The sequence below is a fragment of the Neorhizobium sp. R1-B genome (assembly GCF_004368875.1).
Classification (GTDB): domain Bacteria; phylum Pseudomonadota; class Alphaproteobacteria; order Rhizobiales; family Rhizobiaceae; genus Neorhizobium; species Neorhizobium huautlense.
Genome location: NZ_SOEM01000007.1, coordinates 133,704 through 154,703 on the forward strand (window position 1 = coordinate 133,704; position 21,000 = coordinate 154,703).

Genomic DNA, 21,000 nt, shown 5'->3' on the forward strand with positions numbered 1-21,000 from the left:
TTTCCCGCGAATGCCTGTCGGATCAAAAGCGCTGAACGAATTTCGCGTCCTGATCGGCTGCCAGATCAAAGACCGTGTGATGTTCGAGCGCCCTGGTCACATCGACGACATCGCCCTCCAGCTCCTCGGGCGGGATCATCTGGCCGACCGTAAAGTCGAAGCGATTACCCTTCTTGTTCAGGAGCTCGTAGAACACTGTCATGTCGCGAAGTTCGGTCGACCATTTGGCAAACCAGTAAAACAGGCCCGAATTGCGCGCCCGCATGTGGATCGGCAGGATCGGCAGATTGTACTTGCGCGCCAGCCCGACGGCAGACGTCTTCCATGGCCGCTCGTTCAGCTTGCCTTCCGCCCAATAGGCGATGCGCCCGGAGGGAAAGAGCACCATGGCCTTGCCGTCTTCCACCGTCTTGTTGGTCAGAACCAGGGTCTCGCGGGTCTTCAGCTTGCTCTTGTACTCTTCCCGCCATTCCACCGGGATGATCATCTCGGCAAAACGAGGATTGACCCGCACGGCGTCACGGTTGGCGAACACCATCATGTCCGGCCGGCGCGACTTCAGGAGGTCGAAGACGGCAACACCGTCGGCAATGCCGGTCGGATGATTGCTGACGAGAATGAAGCCGCCTTTTTCAGGAATACGTTCTGCATTTTGTACCCGGACATCGAGCTTCAGGAGATCGCTCATGTATTCGAAGCACTGAAAGCCGTTGAGGTTCGAGATGTCGTTGGCAAATTCGATTGCTCTACCGTAGCGCAGAAGCGTGTAGAGAAAGGGCCGCATGACCGGCCAGAGCGGATTGTGGACGATGCGCTGGCCCCGCTCGGAAATCAGCGTGTCGACGATGTGACCGGGTCTGCCTTGAGAAACGAGAGCGAGTGTTTCCGCGAATTGTCCAAAAGTTGTCATGGAATCACGGCGCGCCATAGAAACTCCCGCAGACAGGACCTGCGGTATATCGCAGCCCCGTGTGATCGAACGATGACATAGTTACCAATGATTAGGAATTCCGTAACGCCGTCGGTAGCAATCTGGGGCGTCCTTTCCCGGAATTCAACAGGCCGTAGATTGAATGAACTGCTGATTATTGCCGCACCCGATCTGATGGAAAAGCGCCGCGCATGGCTCGAGAGCCTCGCCAGCGAGCGTCGTTTGTCGAGCAACACCCTCGATGCCTATGAGCGGGACACGCGTCAATTTCTGACGTTCCTGACAGGTCATATGGGCGGCCCCGTCAAACTTTCCGACATCCATTCGCTGCGTCCGGCGGATCTGCGAGCCTTCCTGGCTGCACGCCGTCGCGAGGGTTCTGGCGCCCGCTCGCTCGGGCGCCATCTGGCCGGACTGCGCTCGTTTCTGCGCTATCTGGAGCGCAAGGGATTGGTAAATGCAGCCGCCGCAGGCGCCATCCGTGCGCCGAAGCAGCCGAAATCGCTTCCCAAGCCACTGACGGATCGCCAGGCCCTCGACCTGGTCAAGATAGACGCACAATTGCAGGGAGAGCCGTGGATTGCCGCACGGGACGCGGCAGTCCTTGCTCTCCTTTATGGCTGCGGTCTGCGCATTTCGGAGGCGCTAGGGCTGCAGCCCACGGACCTGACACCGGAATCGACAACCCTGCGCATCACGGGCAAGGGAGGCAAGACCCGCATCGTGCCCCTTCTTCCGGTCGTGTTCGAAGCTGTCGCCACCTATAGGAAACTCTGTCCGTATCATCTCGCCGCCGATGAGCCGTTGTTCCGGGGTGCCCGCGGAGGGCCGCTGCAGCCAGCCATCATCCAGCGCGAGATGCAGAAGCTGAGAAGCGCCCTCGGTCTGCAGGAGACGGCAACACCGCATGCCCTGAGGCATTCCTTCGCCACACATCTGCTGGCCGGCGGCGGCGATCTCCGCACGATCCAGGAGCTGCTCGGCCATGCCAGCCTATCCACCACCCAGGTCTATACGGGCGTGGATTCATCGCGGCTGCTTGAGGTCTACGACCGCGCCCATCCCCGCGCATGAACCAAGTTTTAACCACCGGCGTTAAGCGCTTGTGCAGTCGCCACGGGTAAGATGCCGCTGCCTCTCAGACGGATGACATGATGACCCCCGCCTATCCCACCGCCGGCGCTTTTTTCCAGCGCGCTCAAAGCCTGACGCTTTGGCTGATCGCCAGTGTCCACGTGATCGCGCTTGCGTCTTTCCTTCTCATTCTCGGCGCGTTGTCTCCGGCCCGCGCAGACGTGACGGGTTGCGGTGGGACGAACCTCCTTGAGGAGATGAAGGTCGAAAATCCCTCCCGTTACGAGCAGGTCGTAGCCGAAGGTGCCAAGGTTCCCAATGGCAAGGGCGTGTTGTGGAAGATCGAGAAGGACGGCGTTGCGCCTTCCTACCTGCTTGGGACCATGCACGTCTCCGACCCCCGCGTGCTCGCCATGTCGCCGGCTGCGGTGAGAGCTCAAGCTGCCAGCAAGACCGTCGTCATCGAATCGGACGAGGTGCTGGACGAGAAGAAGGCAATGGCTGGCATTCTCACCAAGCCCGAACTCACCATGTTCACGGACGGCAGCTCGATCGAAAAACTGTTGCCGAAAGAGGAGATCACGCTTCTTGAAGCCGGGTTGAAGAAGCGCGGTATTCCGCTGGCTGCCGTTTCACGCATGAAACCGTGGATGCTGATGTCCTTCGTCTCCCTGCCTGCCTGCGAAATGGCGCGGAAGGCCAAAAATCCCGATTTCCTCGACAAGCAGATCGCCCGTGATGCCATGGCGGCCGGAAAGTCCGTGAAAGGATTGGAAACCTTCGCAGAGCAGCTGTCGGCGATGGCGGCTATCCCGATCGAGTTTCACTTGAAATCCCTGGTTGAGACCATACGGCTCGGGCCAAAAATGGATGACGTCTTTGAAACGATGACGGAACTTTATCTTGCCGGAGATATCGGCATCACGATGCCGCTGCTGAAGGCAGTCGCACCCGATGGCAGCGACGAAGCAGGATATGCTGAATTCGAGAAGATCGTCGTGACCAAGCGCAACCATCTGATGGCAGAGCGCGCCGCCCCGATACTTGCAGAGGGCGCCGCCTTCGTTGCCGTCGGCGCTCTTCACCTGCCTGGCGAAGAAGGCCTGATCGAATTGCTGCGCAAGCAGGGCTTCACGGTTACAGCGGCGAACTAACGCCGCGGGTCATCCGCCTCATCACATCCGTCTTCCAGTAGAACTGGTGCACAAGCGCGCCGCCGATATGGGCGAGGATGAGCCCCCACATGAAGAGTTTCATCGGCCCGGCATGGGCCAAGGCTGCGGTCTTGTTTCCGAAATAATAGGCGCCGATACCGGCAAACGGCATCACGAAGAACAGCGCATAAAAGGCCCAGTGGCTGATCTTCGCGACCATGCGCAGCAAGGGCGGCTCTTCCTTCGGTTCCGGCGGAGCGCCCTGGATGAAGCGAAGACAGAGCCGGACAAGGGCCAGTACCAGCACCGCGATGCCCACATAGGCATGGATATTGGCGGCATTCACCTGCTCGGGCGTCGGCGTCTGCCCGCCGAAGAAGGCTCGACCCCAGGTCTCCATCGCCTCGGCGAAGAGCAGGTTGAAAAGGATCAGTCCGGCCATCAGCCAATGCAGGATGCGCTGCGGAAGTGAGAAGGAGGTTGCCATTGTCTCCACCTTTCGGAAAACGGGAACATGGCAGCCAGTCTATGAGGCTTCGCCCGACTCTCAAGCGAAAGCAGCAATCCTGTCCAAGATTTAATCCTGGATTTGATGATTGCCAAAGCGGCGCCAAGCAGGCCGACACAGACTCCGCCTGAACAGAAAAGGCGGGACTTGCATCCCGCCTCTTTCAACCTTCGATCAACCTGGCCGCTTACATATGGATCGGCTTGAAGAAGGTGCCGAGCGCCGCTTCCTTCACGGCCTCCGACATCGTCGGGTGTGCGTGGCAGGTACGGCCGAGGTCTTCGGAAGAGCCCCCGAATTCCATGAGAACGGCAATCTCGTGAATCATCTCGCCGGCCCCGAAACCAACGATATGGCCGCCGAGAACCCGGTCGGTCTCCCTGTCGGCGAGGATCTTCACGAAGCCGTCCGTCGCCAGCATGGCACGTGCACGGCCATTTGCGGTGAACGGGAACTTGCCGACCTTGTAGGCGACGCCTGCGTCCTTTAGCTCTTCCTCTGTCTTGCCGACGGAGGCGACTTCCGGCTGGGTGTAGACGACGCCCGGGATGACATCGTAGTTCACATGACCGTGTTGCCCGGCGAGGATTTCGGCAAGCGCCACGCCTTCGTCTTCCGCCTTGTGTGCGAGCATCGGCCCTTTCACCACGTCGCCGATCGCATAGATGCCAGCCACGTTGGTCTTGAAATGGCCGTCGATTTCGACGCGGCCGCGATTATCGAGCGCCACGCCCGCCTCTTCGAGGCCAAGACCTGCCGTATAGGGCTTGCGGCCCGTCGAGATCAGCACGACGTCGGCCTCGACGGTCTGGGCCTCCCCGCCCTTGACCGGTTCATAAGTGACCTTGGCGCCATTGGCGGTTTTCTCGACGCCGGTGACCTTAGCATCGGTGCGGATATCCATGCCCTGTTTTGCCATCATGCGCTGGAACTGCTTGGAAACTTCACCGTCCATTCCGCCTAGAAGCTTGTCGAGATATTCCACGACGGTGACCTTTGCCCCGAGGCGGGACCAGACGGAGCCGAGCTCCATGCCGATGACGCCGCCGCCGACGACCACCAGATGCTGCGGCACCTTGTCGAGTGCGATGGCGCCGGTGGAGGAGACGATAGTCTTCTCATCGATCTCAACATTGACGCCGGGAATTCCGGCGACGTCCGAGCCCGTTGCGATCACGATATTCTTCGCCTCGATCTCCTGAACCTTGCCGTCCTCGCCGGTGACCGAGACTTTGCCCGCCGCAACGATTTTGCCGGTGCCCTGGAAGCCGTCGATCTTGTTCTTCTTGAAGAGAAAAGAAACACCGTCGACATTGGACTTCACGGTCGCATCCTTGTGCGCCATCATCTTCTCGAGGTTCAGCTTGGGAGCGGAAACCTCGACGCCGAGCGCGTCCATGCCATGAGCGGCGTGATGGAACATCTCCGAAGCGTGCAACAGCGCCTTTGACGGGATGCAGCCGACATTGAGGCAGGTGCCGCCATAGGTGGCGCGCTTTTCGACGACCGCGACCTTCAGGCCGAGCTGAGCCGCCTTGACCGCGCAGACATAACCGCCCGGGCCGCTTCCGATTACGATCACATCATAAGCCATAGTGTCTTTCCTTTTCTCTATTCGGTTAGCGCCCGCCGCTCACGTCGAGGATAGCGCCGGTTATATAGGAAGCCGTCGGCGATAGAAGATAGAGGACGGCATCCGCCACCTCCTCCGCCCTGCCCGGCCGTTGCATGGGAATGCTGGAAGCCATTTCTCGCGCCCTGTCCGGCAGGCCTCCGGACGCATGAATCTCCGTGTCGATGACGCCCGGACGAATTGCGTTGACGCGTATGCCCTCGGTCGCGACCTCGCGCGCTAGCCCGATCGTCAGGGTATCGATCGCAGCCTTGGAGGCGGCATAGTCAACATATTGGCCTGGCGAACCTAGCTTGGCAGCCATGGAGGAAATGTTGACGATCGCGCCGCCCCTGCCGCCGCGCTTCGTGGACATGCGACGCACGGCCTCGCCGGCACACAGGATCGAGCCGGTCACGTTGATCCGCATCATGCGTTCGACACGTTCCGCGCTCATTTCGTCAATGCGCTGCGGTATGTCGACAATGCCGGCATTGTTCACCAGCCCGTCGAGCCGACCGAAATGCTTATCCACGACCTCGAACATCGAAACGATCTCGGCCGCGTTGCCGACATCGGCTTTGATTGCAACACCCTTGCCGCCTGCCGCCTCGATGGCGGCGACGACTTCTTCGGCGGCCTTCTGATTGGACGTGTAGTTCACCGCCACATGCCAGCCGCGGCTTGCTGCCAGAAGCGAAACCGCCGCGCCGATACCGCGGCTTCCGCCGGTTACCAGTAGAACGGACGCTTCCGTCATTTTGTACATTCCTTGAATTCGTAGAGATCCCACGGAACCGACTTGAGGCCGCTCTTCTCCCACAAGCCTGAATGCCGGATTGCAGGTCCGAGGCCAGACATCAGGACGGCATCCGGCGCCTGGCTGCCCTCGGGGCCTAATATGTCGATATGGCCGCTCGCGACGTTCAGAGCATAAGGCACGCCTGTCCAAACGGTGCAGGCTCTCAATTCGGCCCCCGTTGCATCTCCCTGAGGGCAATTGTTCATTGCCATTCCGGCGGGGCGAGCGGAGTCCTCGTCATACATGACGTTGCCGTCGAGCTTCAGCTTGCCGCCGGTCACGGTGAACAGATGGCTGACCGCCGCCGCATCGGACCCCACGGGCTTGAAGGAGAGGACGGTTCCGGCCTCCGCCTCGACAAACACCGCCTTTTCGATCGCGCATCTGTCTGCGGCCGAAGCCACGGCCGGCATCAGGCATAAAGGCAGCAGCCATGTCTTCAGGCAAAGGCTCATGGCGTCACCAGAAAAGCGCGATCATCATGGCCAGCAATCCGAACATGCTGATCAGCCAGACGAAAGATCGAAGATAAGGGATGCCTGCGAGATAGAGAGGCACGTAGACGATCCGCGCGGCAAACCAGATCCATCCGCCGGCAAGACCGGAACCCGAGGAGTCGTCGCCCGCAAAGGCGACGCCGAGCAGCAAGCCTACAAAGGCCGGATAGGTCTCCCGGAAATTCCCGGACGCCCTTGCGGCACGACCGGCAAATTTGCCGCTCGGTTCGCGGCCATCGTCCCGCGGACCGGCGTTCCAAGCCGAGCCAAGCTCACGGGTCGAAAGCACACCCTGGAGCAGGATATGGAAAACGAGCAGGATCACGCTCAGGGCAAGCAGCGCCATGTAAGGCGTGACCGTAACCCCGAGCGTCTCCATGTCAGGCTCCCGTCTTAGAGATCGAGGACCAGCCGTTCCGGATCTTCGAGGCTTTCCTTCACACGGACGAGGAAGGTTACGGCTTCCTTGCCGTCAACCATGCGGTGATCGTAGGACAGCGCCAGATACATCATCGGACGGATGACGACCTGACCGCCGATCGCGACCGGACGCTCCTGGATCTTGTGCATGCCGAGGATGCCGGATTGCGGAGCGTTCAGGATCGGCGAGGACATCAGCGATCCGTAAACGCCGCCGTTGGAAATGGTGAAGGTCCCGCCCTGCATGTCAGCCATCGAAAGCTGGCCGTCGCGGGCAAGCTTTCCGAGGCGGCCGATCTCCTTTTCGATCTCTGCAATCGACATCTGGTCGGCATCGCGAACGACCGGAACGACCAGACCCTTGTCGGTGCCGACGGCAACGCCGACGTGACAATAGTTCTTGTAGATGATGTCGGTGCCGTCGATCTCGGCATTGACTGCCGGCAGTTCCTTCAGGGCATGGGTGACAGCCTTCGTGAAGAAGCCCATGAAGCCGAGCTTCACGCCGTGCTTCTTCTCGAAGATGTCCTTGTACTTGTTACGCAGGTCCATGACGGCCTTCATGTCCACCTCGTTATAGGTGGTCAGCATGGCGGCGGTATTCTGCGCATCCTTCAGACGACGGGCGATAGTCTGGCGCAGGCGCGTCATCTTCACGCGCTCTTCGCGGGCAGCATCGTCGGCAGAGGAAACCGGACGGGGAGCGGCCGGAGCTGCAGGTGCCTGGGCCGGGGCGGAAACTCCCCTGGCGACGGCTGCGATCACGTCACCCTTCAGAACCTGGCCACGCTTGCCGGAACCGTCGATGTCCGAGGTGGAGATGTTGTTGTCGGCGGCGATCTTCGCAGCGGCCGGAGCCGGCGGCATAGAGGATGCGGCGGCCGGGGCAGCAGCGGGAGCCGGAGCTGCGGGTTCTGCAGCCTTGGCGGGCGCGGCTTCCGCGGGCTTGGCAGCCGGAGTGGCAGTAGCCGCACCTGCAGCACCTTCGGCAATCTGGCCGAGCAGGGCGCCGAGGCCCACGGTTTCACCGTTGTTGGCGACGATCTCGGTCAGAACGCCGGAAGCCGGAGCCGGAACTTCGACGGTCACCTTGTCCGTTTCGAGTTCGAGAAGCGGCTCGTCCGCCTTGACCGTGTCGCCCACCTTCTTGAACCAGGTGCCGACGGTTGCCTCGCTGACGGATTCTCCGAGGGTGGGAACGCGGATTTCAGTGGCCATTGTTGTGAGTTCCTGAATGGTTGTTTTCGTTTATTCGGCAGCCGCGGCGGTTGCCGCTGACTTCCGGAGAATGATGGAGGGCATGGGAGAAATTTCAAACCGGAAGCCGAAGCCCGCCTTGATCACCGGATCCCCGTCCGCCAGCGCCTGGGCAGCGGGCTCGTCGGCGGCCTCCACCACAGCGATGCCGAAAGCCCCGTCCACTGCAAAGACCGGACCGACGGCGATCGCGCTGCCCGTTTCCGCAAGCTCCCGCCAATAATCGGCATGAAGCTGCATCGCCGACATTTCCTCCGGCGATGCATCGAACGGAAAGCCCGGCCTTGGCGGTACGAGCTTCAGGTGAAAATAGGCCATCGGCCTCTCTCCTTAGCCGCCGAGCGCGTCTTCGAGGAAGGCCTCGAGCTGCGCCAGATGCTTGGACATCAGACCCGTTGCCGGCGAAGCCGCAGCCGGGCGACCCGTATAACGGACCCGCTGATACTTCGCATCGATATGCGCCAGCACCCATTCCAGGTACGGATCGATGAACGCCCAGGCGCCCATGTTCTTCGGCTCTTCCTGGCACCAGACCATCTCCGCGTTCCGGAAGCGGGACAACTCGTTGATGAGCGCCTTGGCAGGGAACGGATAAAGCTGTTCGATGCGCAGCAGGTAGATGTCGTCGATGCCGCGCTTTTCGCGCTCTTCGAGCAGGTCGTAATAGACCTTGCCGGTGCAGAGCACGACGCGGCGGATCTTGGCATCCTTCTGCAGCTTGATCGGGCCGTCCTTGATGACCTCCGCATCGTCCCACAAAAGGCGGTGGAAGGAGGATTCGCCCGCCATTTCGGCCAGCGTCGAGGTTGCACGCTTGTGCCGCAACAGCGACTTCGGCGTCATCAGGATCAGCGGCTTGCGGAAGTCGCGCTTCACCTGCCGGCGCAGAATGTGGAAGTAGTTCGCCGGCGTCGTGCAATTGGCGACCTGCATATTGTCTTCGGCGCACATCTGCAGCCAACGCTCCAGACGGGCGGACGAATGTTCCGGGCCCTGGCCTTCATAGCCATGCGGCAGAAGGCAGACGAGACCGGACATGCGCAGCCACTTGCGCTCGCCCGACGAGATGAATTGGTCGAAAACCACCTGCGCGCCATTTGCAAAGTCCCCGAACTGCGCTTCCCAAAGCGTCAGCGCATTCGGACGCGCCAGCGAATAGCCGTATTCGAAGCCAAGCACCGCCTCTTCCGAGAGCATCGAGTTGATGACTTCGTAGCGGGCTTGGGTGGGAGACAGATTGGCGAGCGGAATGAAGCGCTCCTCGGTCTCCTGATCGTAGAGCACCGAATGACGCTGCGAGAACGTGCCGCGTTCGCAATCCTGACCGGAAAGACGGATTTTTGTGCCTTCCGTGACAAGCGAACCGAAAGCGAGAGCTTCGGCCATCGCCCAGTCGATGCCTTCGCCGGTCTCGACCATCTGCGCGCGGTTTTCCATGAAGCGCTTGATCGTGCGGTGGGCGTTGAAGCCGTCCGGAACCGTCGACAGCTTGCGGCCGATCTCCTTCAGCTGCTTCATCGGCATGGCGGTCTTGCCGCGCCGCTGTTCGTCGGCATTGTCGGCCGAGCGCAAGCCGGACCACTGGCCGTCCAGCCAGTCGGCCTTGTTGGGCTTATAGCTCTGGCCGGCTTCGAACTCCGCTTCGAGATGAGCGCGCCAATCGGCCTTCATCTTCTCGAATTCGCCCTCGGAAAGCAACCCTTCCGAGATCAGGCGGTCGGCGTAAAGCTGTGCAACCGTCTTGTGGCCGCGGATCACCTTGTACATCTTCGGCTGCGTGAACGCCGGCTCGTCGCCTTCGTTGTGACCGAAGCGGCGGTAGCAGAACATGTCTATCACGACCGGCTTGTGGAACTTCATCCGGTATTCGGTTGCAACCTTCGCCGCATAGACGACCGCTTCCGGATCGTCGCCGTTGACGTGGAAGATCGGGGCTTCGATCATCTTGGCAACGTCGGACGGATAGGGCGAGGAGCGCGAGAAGGCCGGATTGGTGGTGAAGCCGATCTGGTTGTTGATGATGAAGTGCATGGTGCCGGCGACGCGGTGGCCGCGCAGACCGGACAAGCCGAGGATTTCCGCCACGACGCCCTGGCCGGCAAAGGCCGCATCGCCGTGCAGCAAGAGCGGCAGAACCTTGGCACGCTCCTTGAGCGGAATGACGTCACCTTCCCACACCTTCGCCAGCAGGTCCTGCTTGGCGCGAGCCTTGCCCATGACGACCGGGTTGACGATTTCGAGATGCGAAGGGTTGGCCGTCAGCGACAGATGGACCTTGTTGCCGTCGAACTCGCGGTCCGAGGAAGCGCCGAGATGGTACTTCACGTCGCCCGAACCTTCGACTTCGTCAGGTTTGAACGAGCCGCCCTTGAATTCGTGGAACACGGCGCGGTGCGGCTTGCCCATGACGTTGGTGAGCACGTTGAGGCGACCGCGGTGCGCCATGCCGAGCACGACTTCCTCAAGCCCCTCTTGGCCGCCACGCTTGATGATCTGTTCGAGCGCCGGAATCAGCGATTCACCGCCGTCGAGGCCGAAGCGCTTGGTGCCCTTGAACCGGACGTCGAGGAACTGCTCGTAGCCTTCACCCTCGACCAGCTTCTGGAGGATCGCCTTCTTGCCGGCGGGCGTGAATTCGACGCCCTTGTCCGGCCCTTCGATACGGCCCTGAATCCAAGACTTCTCTTCCGGGTTGGAGATATGCATGAATTCGACGCCGAGCGTCGAGCAGTAGGTGCGTTCGAGGATCGCGATCATCTCGCGGATGGTCGCGTATTCAAGACCCAGCACGTTGTCGATGAAGATTTTGCGATCGTAGTCGGCTTCCGTGAAGCCGTATGCCGTCGGCGAAAGCTCGTTGTAATCCTCGACCGGAGCGGCAAGACCGAGAGGATCGAGCTTCGCATGCAGGTGGCCGCGCATGCGATAGGCGCGGATCATCATGATGGCGCGGACGCTGTCGCGCGTTGCCTGCAGGATGTCAGCCTCGTTGACCGGCTTGTCGGCGGCAACTGCCGCAGCTTCGGCCTTCGCCTTGACCTTGCTTTCGATGGCTTTTTCCACGACCGGCCAATTGCCGTCCAACGCCGACACCAGCTCGCCGTTGGCAGCGATCGGCCAGTTCTTGCGCTGCCAGGAGGCCCCACGCGCCGCGCTCTTCACGTCATTCGGGTTATCGGCCAGTGCCTTGAAAAAGGCTTGCCATTCCGGGGCTACCGAATTCGGGGCGTCCTCATACCGGGCATGAAGCTGCTCGATATAGGCCGCATTCGCGCCGTCGAGGAAGGAAGTGATGAGGAACTGCTCGTTGGCTTCTTGCCGTGCCATGGTTTCCTGCGGGCGCCGCGCCCGCCTCCTGACGTAATCGGAAACCGAAACAACTTCCGGCATCCGCATTTTCCTGGTCTTCGTCTGTTATTTTCAGCCGCCGGGGCGGCGCGCGCCTAAGGCGCGAAACAGACAGGCGAGGCTTGGACTGCTTCGCCTGTCTGAAACTTGCCGGATCAATCGCCGCCTATCTATCGACAGCGATTGTCCCTTATGTGGCGTCAGCCCTTGAGGACTTCAACCAAGGTCTTGCCGAGGCGGGCCGGAGACGGCGACACCTTGATGCCTGCCGATTCCATGGCGGCAATCTTCGATTCCGCGTCACCCTTGCCGCCGGAAACCACCGCACCGGCGTGACCCATGGTGCGGCCCTTCGGCGCCGTACGGCCCGCGATGAAGCCAGCCATCGGCTTCTTGCGGCCCTTTTTGGCTTCGTCCTTGAGGAACTGTGCGGCATCCTCCTCCGCCGAGCCGCCGATTTCGCCGATCATGATGATCGACTGCGTGGCTTCGTCAGCGAGGAACATTTCAAGCACATCGATGAACTCGGTGCCCTTGACCGGGTCGCCGCCGATGCCGACAGCTGTCGTCTGGCCGAGACCCTCGTTGGAGGTCTGGAACACGGCTTCGTAGGTGAGCGTGCCCGAACGGGAAACGATGCCGACCGAACCCTTGCGGAAGATGGAGCCCGGCATGATGCCGATCTTGCATTCTTCCGGCGTCAGGATGCCTGGGCAGTTCGGTCCGAGCAGGCGGGACTTCGAACGGTCGAGGCGAGCCTTGACGCGCACCATGTCCATGACCGGAATGCCTTCCGTGATGCAGGTGATGAACGGAATCTCGGCTTCGATCGCTTCGATGATCGCGTCTGCGGCGCCTGCCGGCGGCACGTAGATCACGGTCGCGTCGGCACCAGTCTTTTCCTTGGCTTCCGCAACCGAGGTAAAGATCGGCAGCGACGTGCCGTCGACGCCGGACGACCACGATTCGCCGCCCTTCTTGGGATGAACGCCGCCCACCATCTTGGTGCCGTAATAGGCGAGCGCCTGCTCCGTATGGAAAGTTCCGGTCTTGCCGGTCAGGCCCTGGACGATGACCTTTGTGTCTTTGTTGACGAGAATAGACATTGGTTCCGGTCCTTCCAGGTTAGGCTTCGATCGCCGCGACGATCTTCTTCGCCGCGTCGTCAAGGTCGTCAGCCGCCGTGATAGCGAGACCAGACTCGTTCAGGATCTTCTTGCCGAGCTCGACATTGGTGCCTTCGAGGCGCACGACGAGCGGAACCTTCAGTCCCACTTCCTGCACCGCCGCGACAACGCCTTCGGCGATGACGTCGCAGCGCATGATGCCGCCGAAGATGTTGACGAGGATGCCCTCGACCTTCGGGTCGGCGGTAATGATCTTGAAGGCCGCAGCGACCTTTTCCTTGCCAGCGCCGCCACCGACGTCACAGAAGTTCGCCGGCTCCTTGCCGTAGAGCTTGATGATGTCCATCGTCGCCATGGCGAGACCGGCACCATTGACCATGCAGCCGATATTGCCGTCGAGCGCCACATAGGCGAGGTCCCACTTGGAGGCCTCGATTTCCTTGGCGTCTTCTTCCGTCTCGTCGCGCAGCGCCTTGACGTCGTCGTGTCGGAACAGCGCATTACCGTCGAATGACATCTTCGCGTCGAGCACGCGCAGGTGGCCATTCTGCATGACGATCAGCGGATTGACTTCCAGAAGGGCCATGTCCTTCTCGTTGAAGGCCTTGTAGAGCGCCGGGAAGAGCGACTTGGCGTCTTCCGCAGCAGCGCCTTCGAGCGCCAGAGCCTTGGAGATCGCCGCGATGTCGGCGGCGGTCACGCCGGCTTCCGGATCGATAGCGATCGTGTGGATCTTTTCGGGCGTGTCGTGGGCGACGGCTTCGATGTCCATGCCGCCTTCGGTGGACACCACAAAGGCGACGCGGCCGACCGAGCGGTCGACAAGCAGCGAGCAGTAGAGTTCGCGGGCGATGTCTGCGCCGTCCTCGATATAAAGGCGGTTGACCTGCTTACCTGCTTCACCGGTCTGCGCGGTCACCAGGGTGTTGCCGAGCATTTCCTTGGCATGGGCGACCACTTCGTCGATCGACTTGGCAAGACGAACGCCGCCCTTGGCTTCAGGAGAAAGCTCCTTGAACTTGCCCTTGCCGCGGCCGCCGGCGTGGATCTGACTCTTGACCACGTAGAGCGGGCCGGGAAGCGACTTGGCAGCAGCTTCGGCCTCTTCGACCTTCAGGATAGCAACGCCTTCAGCAACCGGCGCGCCATAACCCTTCAGCAGAGCCTTGGCCTGATATTCATGAATGTTCATGGGTTTGTCCCTGTTTCTATTACTTCAGCGCGCCCATTACTTCAGAGCGGGGGCGATGTTGATGCAGGCTTCGCAGAGGCCGGCAACTGCACCGACGGACTTCTGGAAAGCCGCTTCTTCGTCCTTGTTGAATTCGACTTCGATGACGCGCTCGACACCGCCGGCACCGAGGACAACCGGAACGCCGACATACATGTCTTTGACGCCGTACTGGCCGGTCAGATGAGCTGCGACCGGCAGGACGCGCTTCTTGTCCTTGAGGTAGGATTCCGCCATTTCGATTGCGGAAGCAGCCGGGGCGTAATAGGCCGAGCCGGTCTTCAGCAGGCCGACGATTTCGGCGCCGCCGTCGCGGGTGCGCTGGATGATCTCTTCAAGGCGTTCCTTGGTGGTCCAGCCCATCTTCACGAGATCAGTCAGAGGGATGCCGCCGACGGTCGAATAACGGGCGAGCGGCACCATCGTGTCGCCATGACCTCCGAGAACGAAGGCTGTAACGTCCTGAACGGAAACGTTGAATTCTTCGGAAATGAAGAGGCGGAAGCGGGCGGAGTCGAGCACGCCGGCCATGCCGACGACCATGTTCTTCGGCAGGCCGGAGAACTTCTGCAGAGCCCAGACCATCGCGTCCAGCGGATTGGTAATGCAGATCACGAAGGCGTTCGGGGCATATTTCTTGATGCCGGCACCCACCTGCTCCATAACCTTGAGGTTGATGCCGAGCAGATCGTCGCGGCTCATTCCGGGCTTGCGGGCGACGCCAGCGGTGACGATGCAGACATCGGCTCCTTCAATGGCTGCGTAATCGCTTGCGCCGGAAAGCTTCGCATTGAAGCCTTCAACAGGGCCGGACTGGGCGATGTCGAGGCCCTTGCCTTGCGGAATGCCGTCGGCGATGTCGAAGAGGACGATGTCGCCCAGTTCCTTCAGACTGGCGAGATGCGCCAGCGTGCCACCAATCATGCCAGAACCAATAAGTGCGATCTTCTTGCGCGCCATCGAAAAGCTTCCTTTCGAGATCCAATCCACGGCAAGCTACGGCAAGCCTGCCAATGTGCCAGACCGCATACCTTCATCCAGCTGTAATGGCAATGGATTATTTTGGAAGCAGGTTTTTCAATCGGTTAGATCATAAAATTCTTACGTAAACGTAATAATTTATATCACTAGATCGTTAAGCTTGAGCCCGCAGTTCCTGGTGCGCTGCGAGATAATCCGAGCTCCGCATTTCGAATAGGCGGGAGACCGTGCGGTCGAACTCGAAGCCTTCAGTGCCACGGCGTTCAAGAAGAATGTCTTCCGGCGCGGCGGCCGCGGAGACATAGAGACGGACCTTCTGATCGTACAGCGCATCGACCAGATTGATCAGACGCTTCGCCTCGTTGCGCTTCTCTGGCCCAAGCCGCGGAATACGTTCGACAAAAACGGTATCGAACCGCTCGGCGATCGCCAGATAGTCCGAGGCACCGAGCGGCCTTCCACAAATGTCCCTGAAATCGAACCTGGCCGCCCGGCCCGTCGCTTCGGGCACATGGATGCTGCGGCCTTTCATCGGTATCTCAAGCGGCTGGACCCTCTTTCCGTCTGTCACCTGATGCCAGGCGGCCTCCATAGCAGCATCGGCGCGCCCATCGAGCGGAGTTATGTAAACCGGCAGGGTGGCAAGCTTCTGCAGGCGGTAATCAGTTGGAGAACCCAGCGTGACCACGTCCACATGCTTGGCCAGCAAGCCGATGAACGGCAGGAAGAGCCCGCGGTTCAGGCCGTCTTTATAGAGGTTGTCAGGAGCCACGTTGGACGTCGCCACCAGGATGCAGCCGAGGCCGAAAAGCTCGGTAAAAAGGCGCGCCAGGATCATGGCGTCGGTGATGTCGGTTACCGAGAATTCATCGAAGCAGAGGAGCTCCGCTTCCGCGTAGATAGCCGCAGCGACCGGCGGCACCGGATCGGCCTCGCGCGTCTCCCCGCGCTTCAGCTTCTGACGGTGCGCGTGGATGCGGTTGTGTACGTCGGCCATGAACTCGTGGAAATGGGCCCGACGCTTCTTCCGGATGGACGCTTTCTTGAAGAACATGTCCATCAGCATTGTCTTGCCGCGCCCGACGCTCCCGTGCACATAAAGCCCGTGAATTTCCCGCGGACGCCCGCCGCCCTTGGCGAACAGCCAGCCGAGAGCGCTCTTCTTCTTGGCCGGCTTCGTATCGCGCAGGCATATTAGGATGTGATCGAGCTTTGCCGCCACGGCGAACTGCGCCGCATCGGCCGTCAACACGCCTGATGCCGTGAGAGCTTTCAGCTCTTCGGTGACGCTCGTTGTGTATTCAGGAATAGGTTCCAACCGGGCGTCCTCGAAGGTCGAAGCCTTTTAGCGGCTCAAACTGACCGCCTGACCGGAATTCAGGGTGCCGTCGAAACGGTTTTCGGCCGTCTTGTAAACCCGTCCGATCACGTCGCCCGCGCGATTCTTGAATTGAACCATCTTGCCCGACACTTCCCAGGAGCCCATGGCGGTCAACTCGCCGGCGCAACCGCGGGTGCCGCCTCGCGAGCCGCTACCTAGATTGGTAAGCGTCAGGAACATGTCGCAGGACTGGCCGGCGTTCGAGACGCGCCAGTTGCCGACCATGGCTTCCTTCTTGATGTCGAGGGCACTCGCCGGGGCAGCCGCATTCGGATCGACCGCGGCCATGTTCGGATTTGCCGTCGGCGCAGTCGGAAACTGCGATGTGCCGCCGGGAGGCGGAAGCTGTCCACCCTGAACGGATGGAACGGGTTGCGCCTGAAGCGGAGCAGGCTGCGAAGGAAGATCGCTATAGGGGCTGTAGGAGGTACGTTGGCAACCGGCGAGCGCCGTTACGAGGAAAAGGCCCGTCGCCACATATCTGAACTGCATCATCTAGCTCCCGCTTTCAGTTGGTACGCCGCCACCAATGCCAACGAATTGAGACGGAATTACCGTAATTCGCTTTGGTTAATCAAGTCGTATTGGAACAAATGATGCCCGCCCTCGAACGCTTCTTTGTCGACCCCTGAAGGAAGTCGACAAAACGGATGCCGAGAGGTAAGGATCCCCGGCGGTCAAGGCACGCCTTCCGATCCCCGTAGTCGGGGACCGGATCGGCTGTCGGAAACGCCTAGACGCGGCGCTCGACCATCATCTTCTTGATTTCGGCGATCGCCTTGGCCGGGTTCAGACCCTTCGGGCAGGTCTGCGCGCAGTTCATGATCGTGTGGCAGCGATAGAGCCGGAACGGATCTTCGAGATTGTCGAGGCGTTCGCCCTTGGCTTCGTCGCGGCTGTCGATCAGCCAGCGATAGGCCTGCAGCAGGGTGGCCGGGCCGAGGTAACGGTCGCCGTTCCACCAGTAGCTCGGACAGGAGGTAGAGCAGCAGGCGCACAGGATGCACTCATAGAGGCCGTCGAGCTTCTGACGGTCTTCGTGGCTCTGCTTCCATTCCTTGGCCGGCGGCGGAGAGACGGTCTTCAGCCACGGCTCGATCGAGCGGTGCTGCGCATAGAAGTTCGTAAGATCCGGAACCAGGTCCTTGACGACAGGCATATGCGGAAGCGGATAGACCTTCACCGTTCCGGTCACATCGTCCATGCCCTTGGTGCAGGCGAGCGTATTGGTGCCGTCGATGTTCATCGCACAGGAGCCGCAGATCCCCTCGCGACAGGAACGGCGAAGCGTCAGCGTCGGATCGATATTGTTCTTGATGTAGAGCAAGCCGTCGAGAACCATCGGCCCGCAGTCGTCGACATCGATGTAATAGGTGTCGATGCGCGGGTTCTGGCCGTCGTCGGGATTCCAGCGATAGACACGGTATTCCCTGACGTTCTTGGCGCCTGCCGGTTTCGGCCAGACCTTGCCTTCGGTCATCTGGGAGTTCTTGGGGAGAGCGAGTTCAACCATTGCTAGACTTCCGATCTATGGCAGCAATCGACATTCTGTCTTTCAGGTTATAGTCATCAGGCGCCCATGGGGCGACCATCGTGTTCAGGAGTTTCCAGGGCCGGCCGTCGGTCACAGCCCAGATGAGCTTCAAGCGCTCGAAGCCACGGCGCAGCGGCATCAGCGCAGCCCGGCCAAAGGGAGCCCTGACGCTCGCGCGTTTTGCCGATTTATCGGTGGCGATGACGCTCGCCATGCCCGACTGCATGATCAGCCAGGGCGAAACATGAGCGACATCGCAGCCGTGAAAGGCCGGATTCCAAAGGAAATCGTCGGCAGGCACGCAGATGTGATCGACACGCGCCAGCAAGCGTTCCGCACCACGCCGGGTGACGAGATAGGCAGCCGAGCCCGATGCAGGACGGAGCGACCGCACCAGTCTATGGGCGCCGAACCGCCGCAACGGAAGAACTTTCCGCCCACCTGGCCGGAACACCCCTTCGAGCTTCACGATATCCGCGCTTGGTTCCGACTGCAGCAGTTCGGACAGGGTTTCAACAAAGCCGGCCTGCGGCTCCGCATCATCTTCCAGCACCAGCGCATGGGCGAGATCGGTTTTCAAAAACTGCCGCCAGGTCAACACATGCCCGGCAAGGCAAGCCTCTTCCGTCAGCATGAAGATCCGGTTGCGATGGCTGTTCCAGGCAACCCCGTCCGGTGGAAACTGCAGGGAAAGCCCTCGAACCGATAGAACGGCAGCAGGATCCTTGCGTGCATCGACAGCCGCAATCCTCTGAAGCGGCCACGCCAGATGACCGAAATGCCGCTCGATCTGTGTCCACCGGTCGGGCGAGCGATCGAGATTGATCGCGAATATGCCGAGGGAGCGGCCCATGGCAGCCCCCTCGGCGACATCAGCGATTTGCGGCTTCATCGTCATTGGATCAATACACGCGGGCCTTCGGCTCGATCTTATGCGGATCGATGCCCTCTGCAATCAGTTCGGTATGGACCGGACGATAGTCCAGCTTTACATCGCCCGCCTCGTTGACCCAGGCAAGCGTATGCTTGCGCCAGTTGACGTCGTCGCGGCCGCCGAAAGGACCTTCGGTATAGTCCTCGCGGGCGTGGCTGCCGCGGCTTTCTTTGCGTGCCTCGGCTCCGTAAACCGTCGTGATAGCGTTTGCCATCAGGTTATGAAGTTCGAGCGTCTCGACAAGGTCGGAATTCCAGATCATCGAGCGGTCGGTGACCTTGACGTCTGGCAGCTCTTTCCAGATCTCCGAAAGGCGGCGGCAGCCGGATTCGAGCGATTCCTGGGTGCGGAAAACGGCTGCGTCCTCCTGCATGGCGCGCTGCATCTTGTCGCGCAGCACCGCGGTCGGCGTCGAGCCGTTCGCATGCCGCAGGCCATCGAAGCGCTCCATGATCTTGTCGCAGGCGGCCACGTTGAGCGCCGGGATCGGCTCGGCCTTGTTGATCACCTCCCCGGCGCGGATCGCCGCGGCGCGGCCGAAGACCACGAGATCGATCAGCGAGTTGGAGCCGAGGCGGTTGGCACCGTGAACCGAGGCGCAACCCGCTTCGCCGACGGCCATCAGGCCCGGTAGCAGCCGCTCCGGATTAGCGCTGTCGGCATTGAGCACCTCGCCCCAGAAATTGGTCGGAATACCGCCCATGTTGTAGTGTACCGTCGGCAGGACCGGGATCGGCTCCCGCGTCACGTCGACGCCCGCAAAGATCTTGGCGCTCTCGGAAATGCCCGGCAGGCGTTCGTGCAGAACCGCCGGATCAAGATGGTCGAGATGCAGGAAGATGTGGTCCTTATTCTTGCCGACGCCGCGGCCCTCGCGGATTTCCAGCGTCATGCAGCGCGAGACGACGTCGCGTGAGGCTAGGTCCTTGGCCGAAGGGGCGTAGCGTTCCATGAAGCGCTCGCCCTCGGAGTTGACGAGGTAACCCCCTTCGCCGCGTGCGCCTTCGGTGATCAGACAGCCGGAGCCATAGATGCCGGTCGGATGGAACTGCACGAATTCCATGTCCTGCAAGGGCAAGCCGGCGCGGGCCACCATGCCGCCGCCGTCGCCGGTGCAGGTATGGGCGGATGTCGCCGAAAAATAGGCGCGGCCGTAACCGCCGGTCGCCAGCACCACCATCTTGGCGGCGAAGCGATGGATCGTGCCGTCGTCGAGGTTCCAGGCGACGACGCCGGTGCAGCGGCTGCCGTCATCCGACATGATCAGGTCGAGAGCAAAATATTCGATGAAGAATTCCGCATTGTTCTTCAGCGACTGGCCGTAGAGCGTGTGCAGGATGGCGTGGCCGGTACGGTCGGCGGCGGCGCAGGTGCGCTGCACCGGCGGGCCGGCGCCGAAATTCTGCATGTGGCCGCCGAACGGGCGCTGGTAGATCTTGCCTTCCTCGTTGCGCGAGAAGGGCACGCCGTAGTGCTCGAGTTCGTAGACGGCCTTAGGCGCTTCCATGACCATGTATTGCATGGCATCGACGTCGCCGAGCCAGTCGGAACCCTTGACGGTGTCGTAAAGGTGCCACTGCCAAGAGTCCGGCGTCATGTTCTGCAGCGAGGCGGCGATGCCGCCCTGTGCCGCGACGGTGTGCGAGCGGGTCGGGAAGACCTTGGTGATGCAGGCGGTCTTGAAACCCTGTTCGGCCATCCCGAGCGTGGCGCGGAGGCCGGCGCCGCCGGCGCCGACGACGATCACGTCATAGGAATGGTCGACATAGGTATAGGCCTTGCCGTTCTGGGCGATGGGTGTGACGGATGCCATGACGGATTATCCTGCAAATGCGATTTTCAGGACGGCGAAAAGACAGAGGCCGCCCACCGCGAGGGAAAAGAAGGCGTTGAGGATCAGAAGAACGAGCTTCGTGATTTCGGAATGGATGTAGTCCTGGATGATCTCTTCCATGCCGAGACGCATGTGGATGATGCTGGCGATGACGGTCAAGCCGTTGATCGTCGCAACGAAGGGATTGGCAAGAGCGCCGACCACTTCGGCATAGGGCTTGCCGGCATAGATGATCAGGAAGACGATATAGAAGACGAGCAGCGGAACCAGCGCCAGCGACGTGGTCCGGACCCGCCAGAAATGTTCCGTGCCGCTCTTGGCCGAGCCGAGCCCGCGGACTTTCCCGAGAGGAGTGCGCATGCCCATCAGTTCAGT

General features: G+C 61.0%; 20 protein-coding genes. 2 read left to right on the forward strand and 18 right to left on the reverse strand.

Annotated features, from left to right (window positions below):
- Window positions 1-22 precede the first annotated feature (22 nt).
- Complete coding sequence (locus EDE05_RS12630; RefSeq protein ID WP_132410845.1) at window positions 23-928, reverse strand: 1-acyl-sn-glycerol-3-phosphate acyltransferase; 906 nt, start codon at window positions 926-928, stop codon at window positions 23-25.
- A 141-nt stretch (window positions 929-1,069) separates the two neighbouring features.
- Here EDE05_RS12630 and EDE05_RS12635 point away from each other — a divergent pair, with 141 nt between their 5' ends.
- Both EDE05_RS12635 and EDE05_RS12640 read left to right on the forward strand, forming a co-directional pair.
- The gene (locus EDE05_RS12635) at window positions 1,070-2,005 is read left to right on the forward strand and encodes a tyrosine recombinase XerC (protein WP_165924170.1); all 936 of its coding nucleotides are present in this window, start codon (window positions 1,070-1,072) and stop codon (window positions 2,003-2,005) included.
- Between the two features lie 80 nt (window positions 2,006-2,085).
- Entirely contained in the window at window positions 2,086-3,159 is a 1,074-nt protein-coding gene (locus EDE05_RS12640; protein WP_132410841.1) for a TraB/GumN family protein, read from the forward strand.
- Here the strand turns inward: EDE05_RS12640 and EDE05_RS12645 are convergent.
- From EDE05_RS12645 to sdhD, 17 genes are all read right to left on the reverse strand, one after another.
- Window positions 3,143-3,646 carry a cytochrome b/b6 domain-containing protein gene (locus tag EDE05_RS12645; RefSeq protein WP_132410839.1) on the reverse strand — a complete coding sequence of 168 codons (504 nt, stop codon included), beginning with the start codon at window positions 3,644-3,646 and terminating at the stop codon, window positions 3,143-3,145. The genes EDE05_RS12640 and EDE05_RS12645 overlap by 17 nt on opposite strands.
- A gap of 208 nt (window positions 3,647-3,854) precedes the next feature.
- Window positions 3,855-5,261: a dihydrolipoyl dehydrogenase gene (gene lpdA / locus EDE05_RS12650; protein WP_132410837.1), complete on the reverse strand. Its 1,407-nt coding sequence runs from the start codon at window positions 5,259-5,261 to the stop codon at window positions 3,855-3,857.
- A 25-nt stretch (window positions 5,262-5,286) separates the two neighbouring features.
- On the reverse strand, window positions 5,287-6,039 hold the full coding sequence (locus EDE05_RS12655; RefSeq protein ID WP_132410835.1) for an SDR family oxidoreductase: 753 nt from the start codon (window positions 6,037-6,039) through the stop codon (window positions 5,287-5,289).
- Window positions 6,036-6,536, reverse strand: coding sequence for a hypothetical protein (locus tag EDE05_RS12660; RefSeq protein ID WP_132410833.1), 501 nt, complete (start codon window positions 6,534-6,536; stop codon window positions 6,036-6,038). The genes EDE05_RS12655 and EDE05_RS12660 overlap by 4 nt, the downstream gene beginning before the upstream one ends.
- A gap of 4 nt (window positions 6,537-6,540) precedes the next feature.
- On the reverse strand, window positions 6,541-6,957 hold the full coding sequence (locus tag EDE05_RS12665) for an MAPEG family protein (protein WP_132410831.1): 417 nt from the start codon (window positions 6,955-6,957) through the stop codon (window positions 6,541-6,543).
- A 14-nt stretch (window positions 6,958-6,971) separates the two neighbouring features.
- Window positions 6,972-8,216 (reverse strand): 2-oxoglutarate dehydrogenase complex dihydrolipoyllysine-residue succinyltransferase, encoded by a 1,245-nt coding sequence (odhB, locus tag EDE05_RS12670; RefSeq protein WP_132410829.1) that lies wholly within the window; start codon window positions 8,214-8,216, stop codon window positions 6,972-6,974.
- Between the two features lie 30 nt (window positions 8,217-8,246).
- Window positions 8,247-8,573 (reverse strand): YciI family protein, encoded by a 327-nt coding sequence (locus tag EDE05_RS12675; RefSeq protein WP_132410827.1) that lies wholly within the window; start codon window positions 8,571-8,573, stop codon window positions 8,247-8,249.
- A gap of 12 nt (window positions 8,574-8,585) precedes the next feature.
- On the reverse strand, window positions 8,586-11,582 hold the full coding sequence (locus EDE05_RS12680; RefSeq protein WP_132410989.1) for a 2-oxoglutarate dehydrogenase E1 component: 2,997 nt from the start codon (window positions 11,580-11,582) through the stop codon (window positions 8,586-8,588).
- Between the two features lie 221 nt (window positions 11,583-11,803).
- A complete protein-coding gene (gene sucD / locus EDE05_RS12685; RefSeq protein ID WP_105372745.1) occupies window positions 11,804-12,709 on the reverse strand; it encodes a succinate--CoA ligase subunit alpha in 906 nt (301 codons plus the stop codon).
- Window positions 12,710-12,728: 19 nt separating this feature from the next.
- Window positions 12,729-13,922 carry an ADP-forming succinate--CoA ligase subunit beta gene (gene sucC / locus EDE05_RS12690; RefSeq protein WP_132410825.1) on the reverse strand — a complete coding sequence of 398 codons (1,194 nt, stop codon included), beginning with the start codon at window positions 13,920-13,922 and terminating at the stop codon, window positions 12,729-12,731.
- 36 nt (window positions 13,923-13,958) lie between these two features.
- Window positions 13,959-14,921: a malate dehydrogenase gene (gene mdh, locus EDE05_RS12695; protein ID WP_105372747.1), complete on the reverse strand. Its 963-nt coding sequence runs from the start codon at window positions 14,919-14,921 to the stop codon at window positions 13,959-13,961.
- 175 nt (window positions 14,922-15,096) lie between these two features.
- Complete coding sequence (zapE, locus tag EDE05_RS12700) at window positions 15,097-16,260, reverse strand: cell division protein ZapE (RefSeq protein WP_132410823.1); 1,164 nt, start codon at window positions 16,258-16,260, stop codon at window positions 15,097-15,099.
- 27 nt (window positions 16,261-16,287) lie between these two features.
- Entirely contained in the window at window positions 16,288-16,815 is a 528-nt protein-coding gene (locus EDE05_RS12705) for a protease inhibitor Inh/omp19 family protein (RefSeq protein ID WP_132410987.1), read from the reverse strand.
- A gap of 241 nt (window positions 16,816-17,056) precedes the next feature.
- Complete coding sequence (locus EDE05_RS12710) at window positions 17,057-17,836, reverse strand: succinate dehydrogenase iron-sulfur subunit (RefSeq protein WP_105372749.1); 780 nt, start codon at window positions 17,834-17,836, stop codon at window positions 17,057-17,059.
- Window positions 17,829-18,710, reverse strand: a complete 882-nt coding sequence (locus tag EDE05_RS12715) for a glycosyltransferase family 25 protein (protein ID WP_165924169.1) — start codon at window positions 18,708-18,710, stop codon at window positions 17,829-17,831. The genes EDE05_RS12710 and EDE05_RS12715 overlap by 8 nt, the downstream gene beginning before the upstream one ends.
- A gap of 49 nt (window positions 18,711-18,759) precedes the next feature.
- Window positions 18,760-20,604, reverse strand: a complete 1,845-nt coding sequence (gene sdhA / locus EDE05_RS12720) for a succinate dehydrogenase flavoprotein subunit (protein WP_132410819.1) — start codon at window positions 20,602-20,604, stop codon at window positions 18,760-18,762.
- 6 nt (window positions 20,605-20,610) lie between these two features.
- A complete protein-coding gene (gene sdhD / locus EDE05_RS12725) occupies window positions 20,611-20,991 on the reverse strand; it encodes a succinate dehydrogenase, hydrophobic membrane anchor protein (protein WP_134101241.1) in 381 nt (126 codons plus the stop codon).
- Window positions 20,992-21,000: the final 9 nt, after the last annotated feature.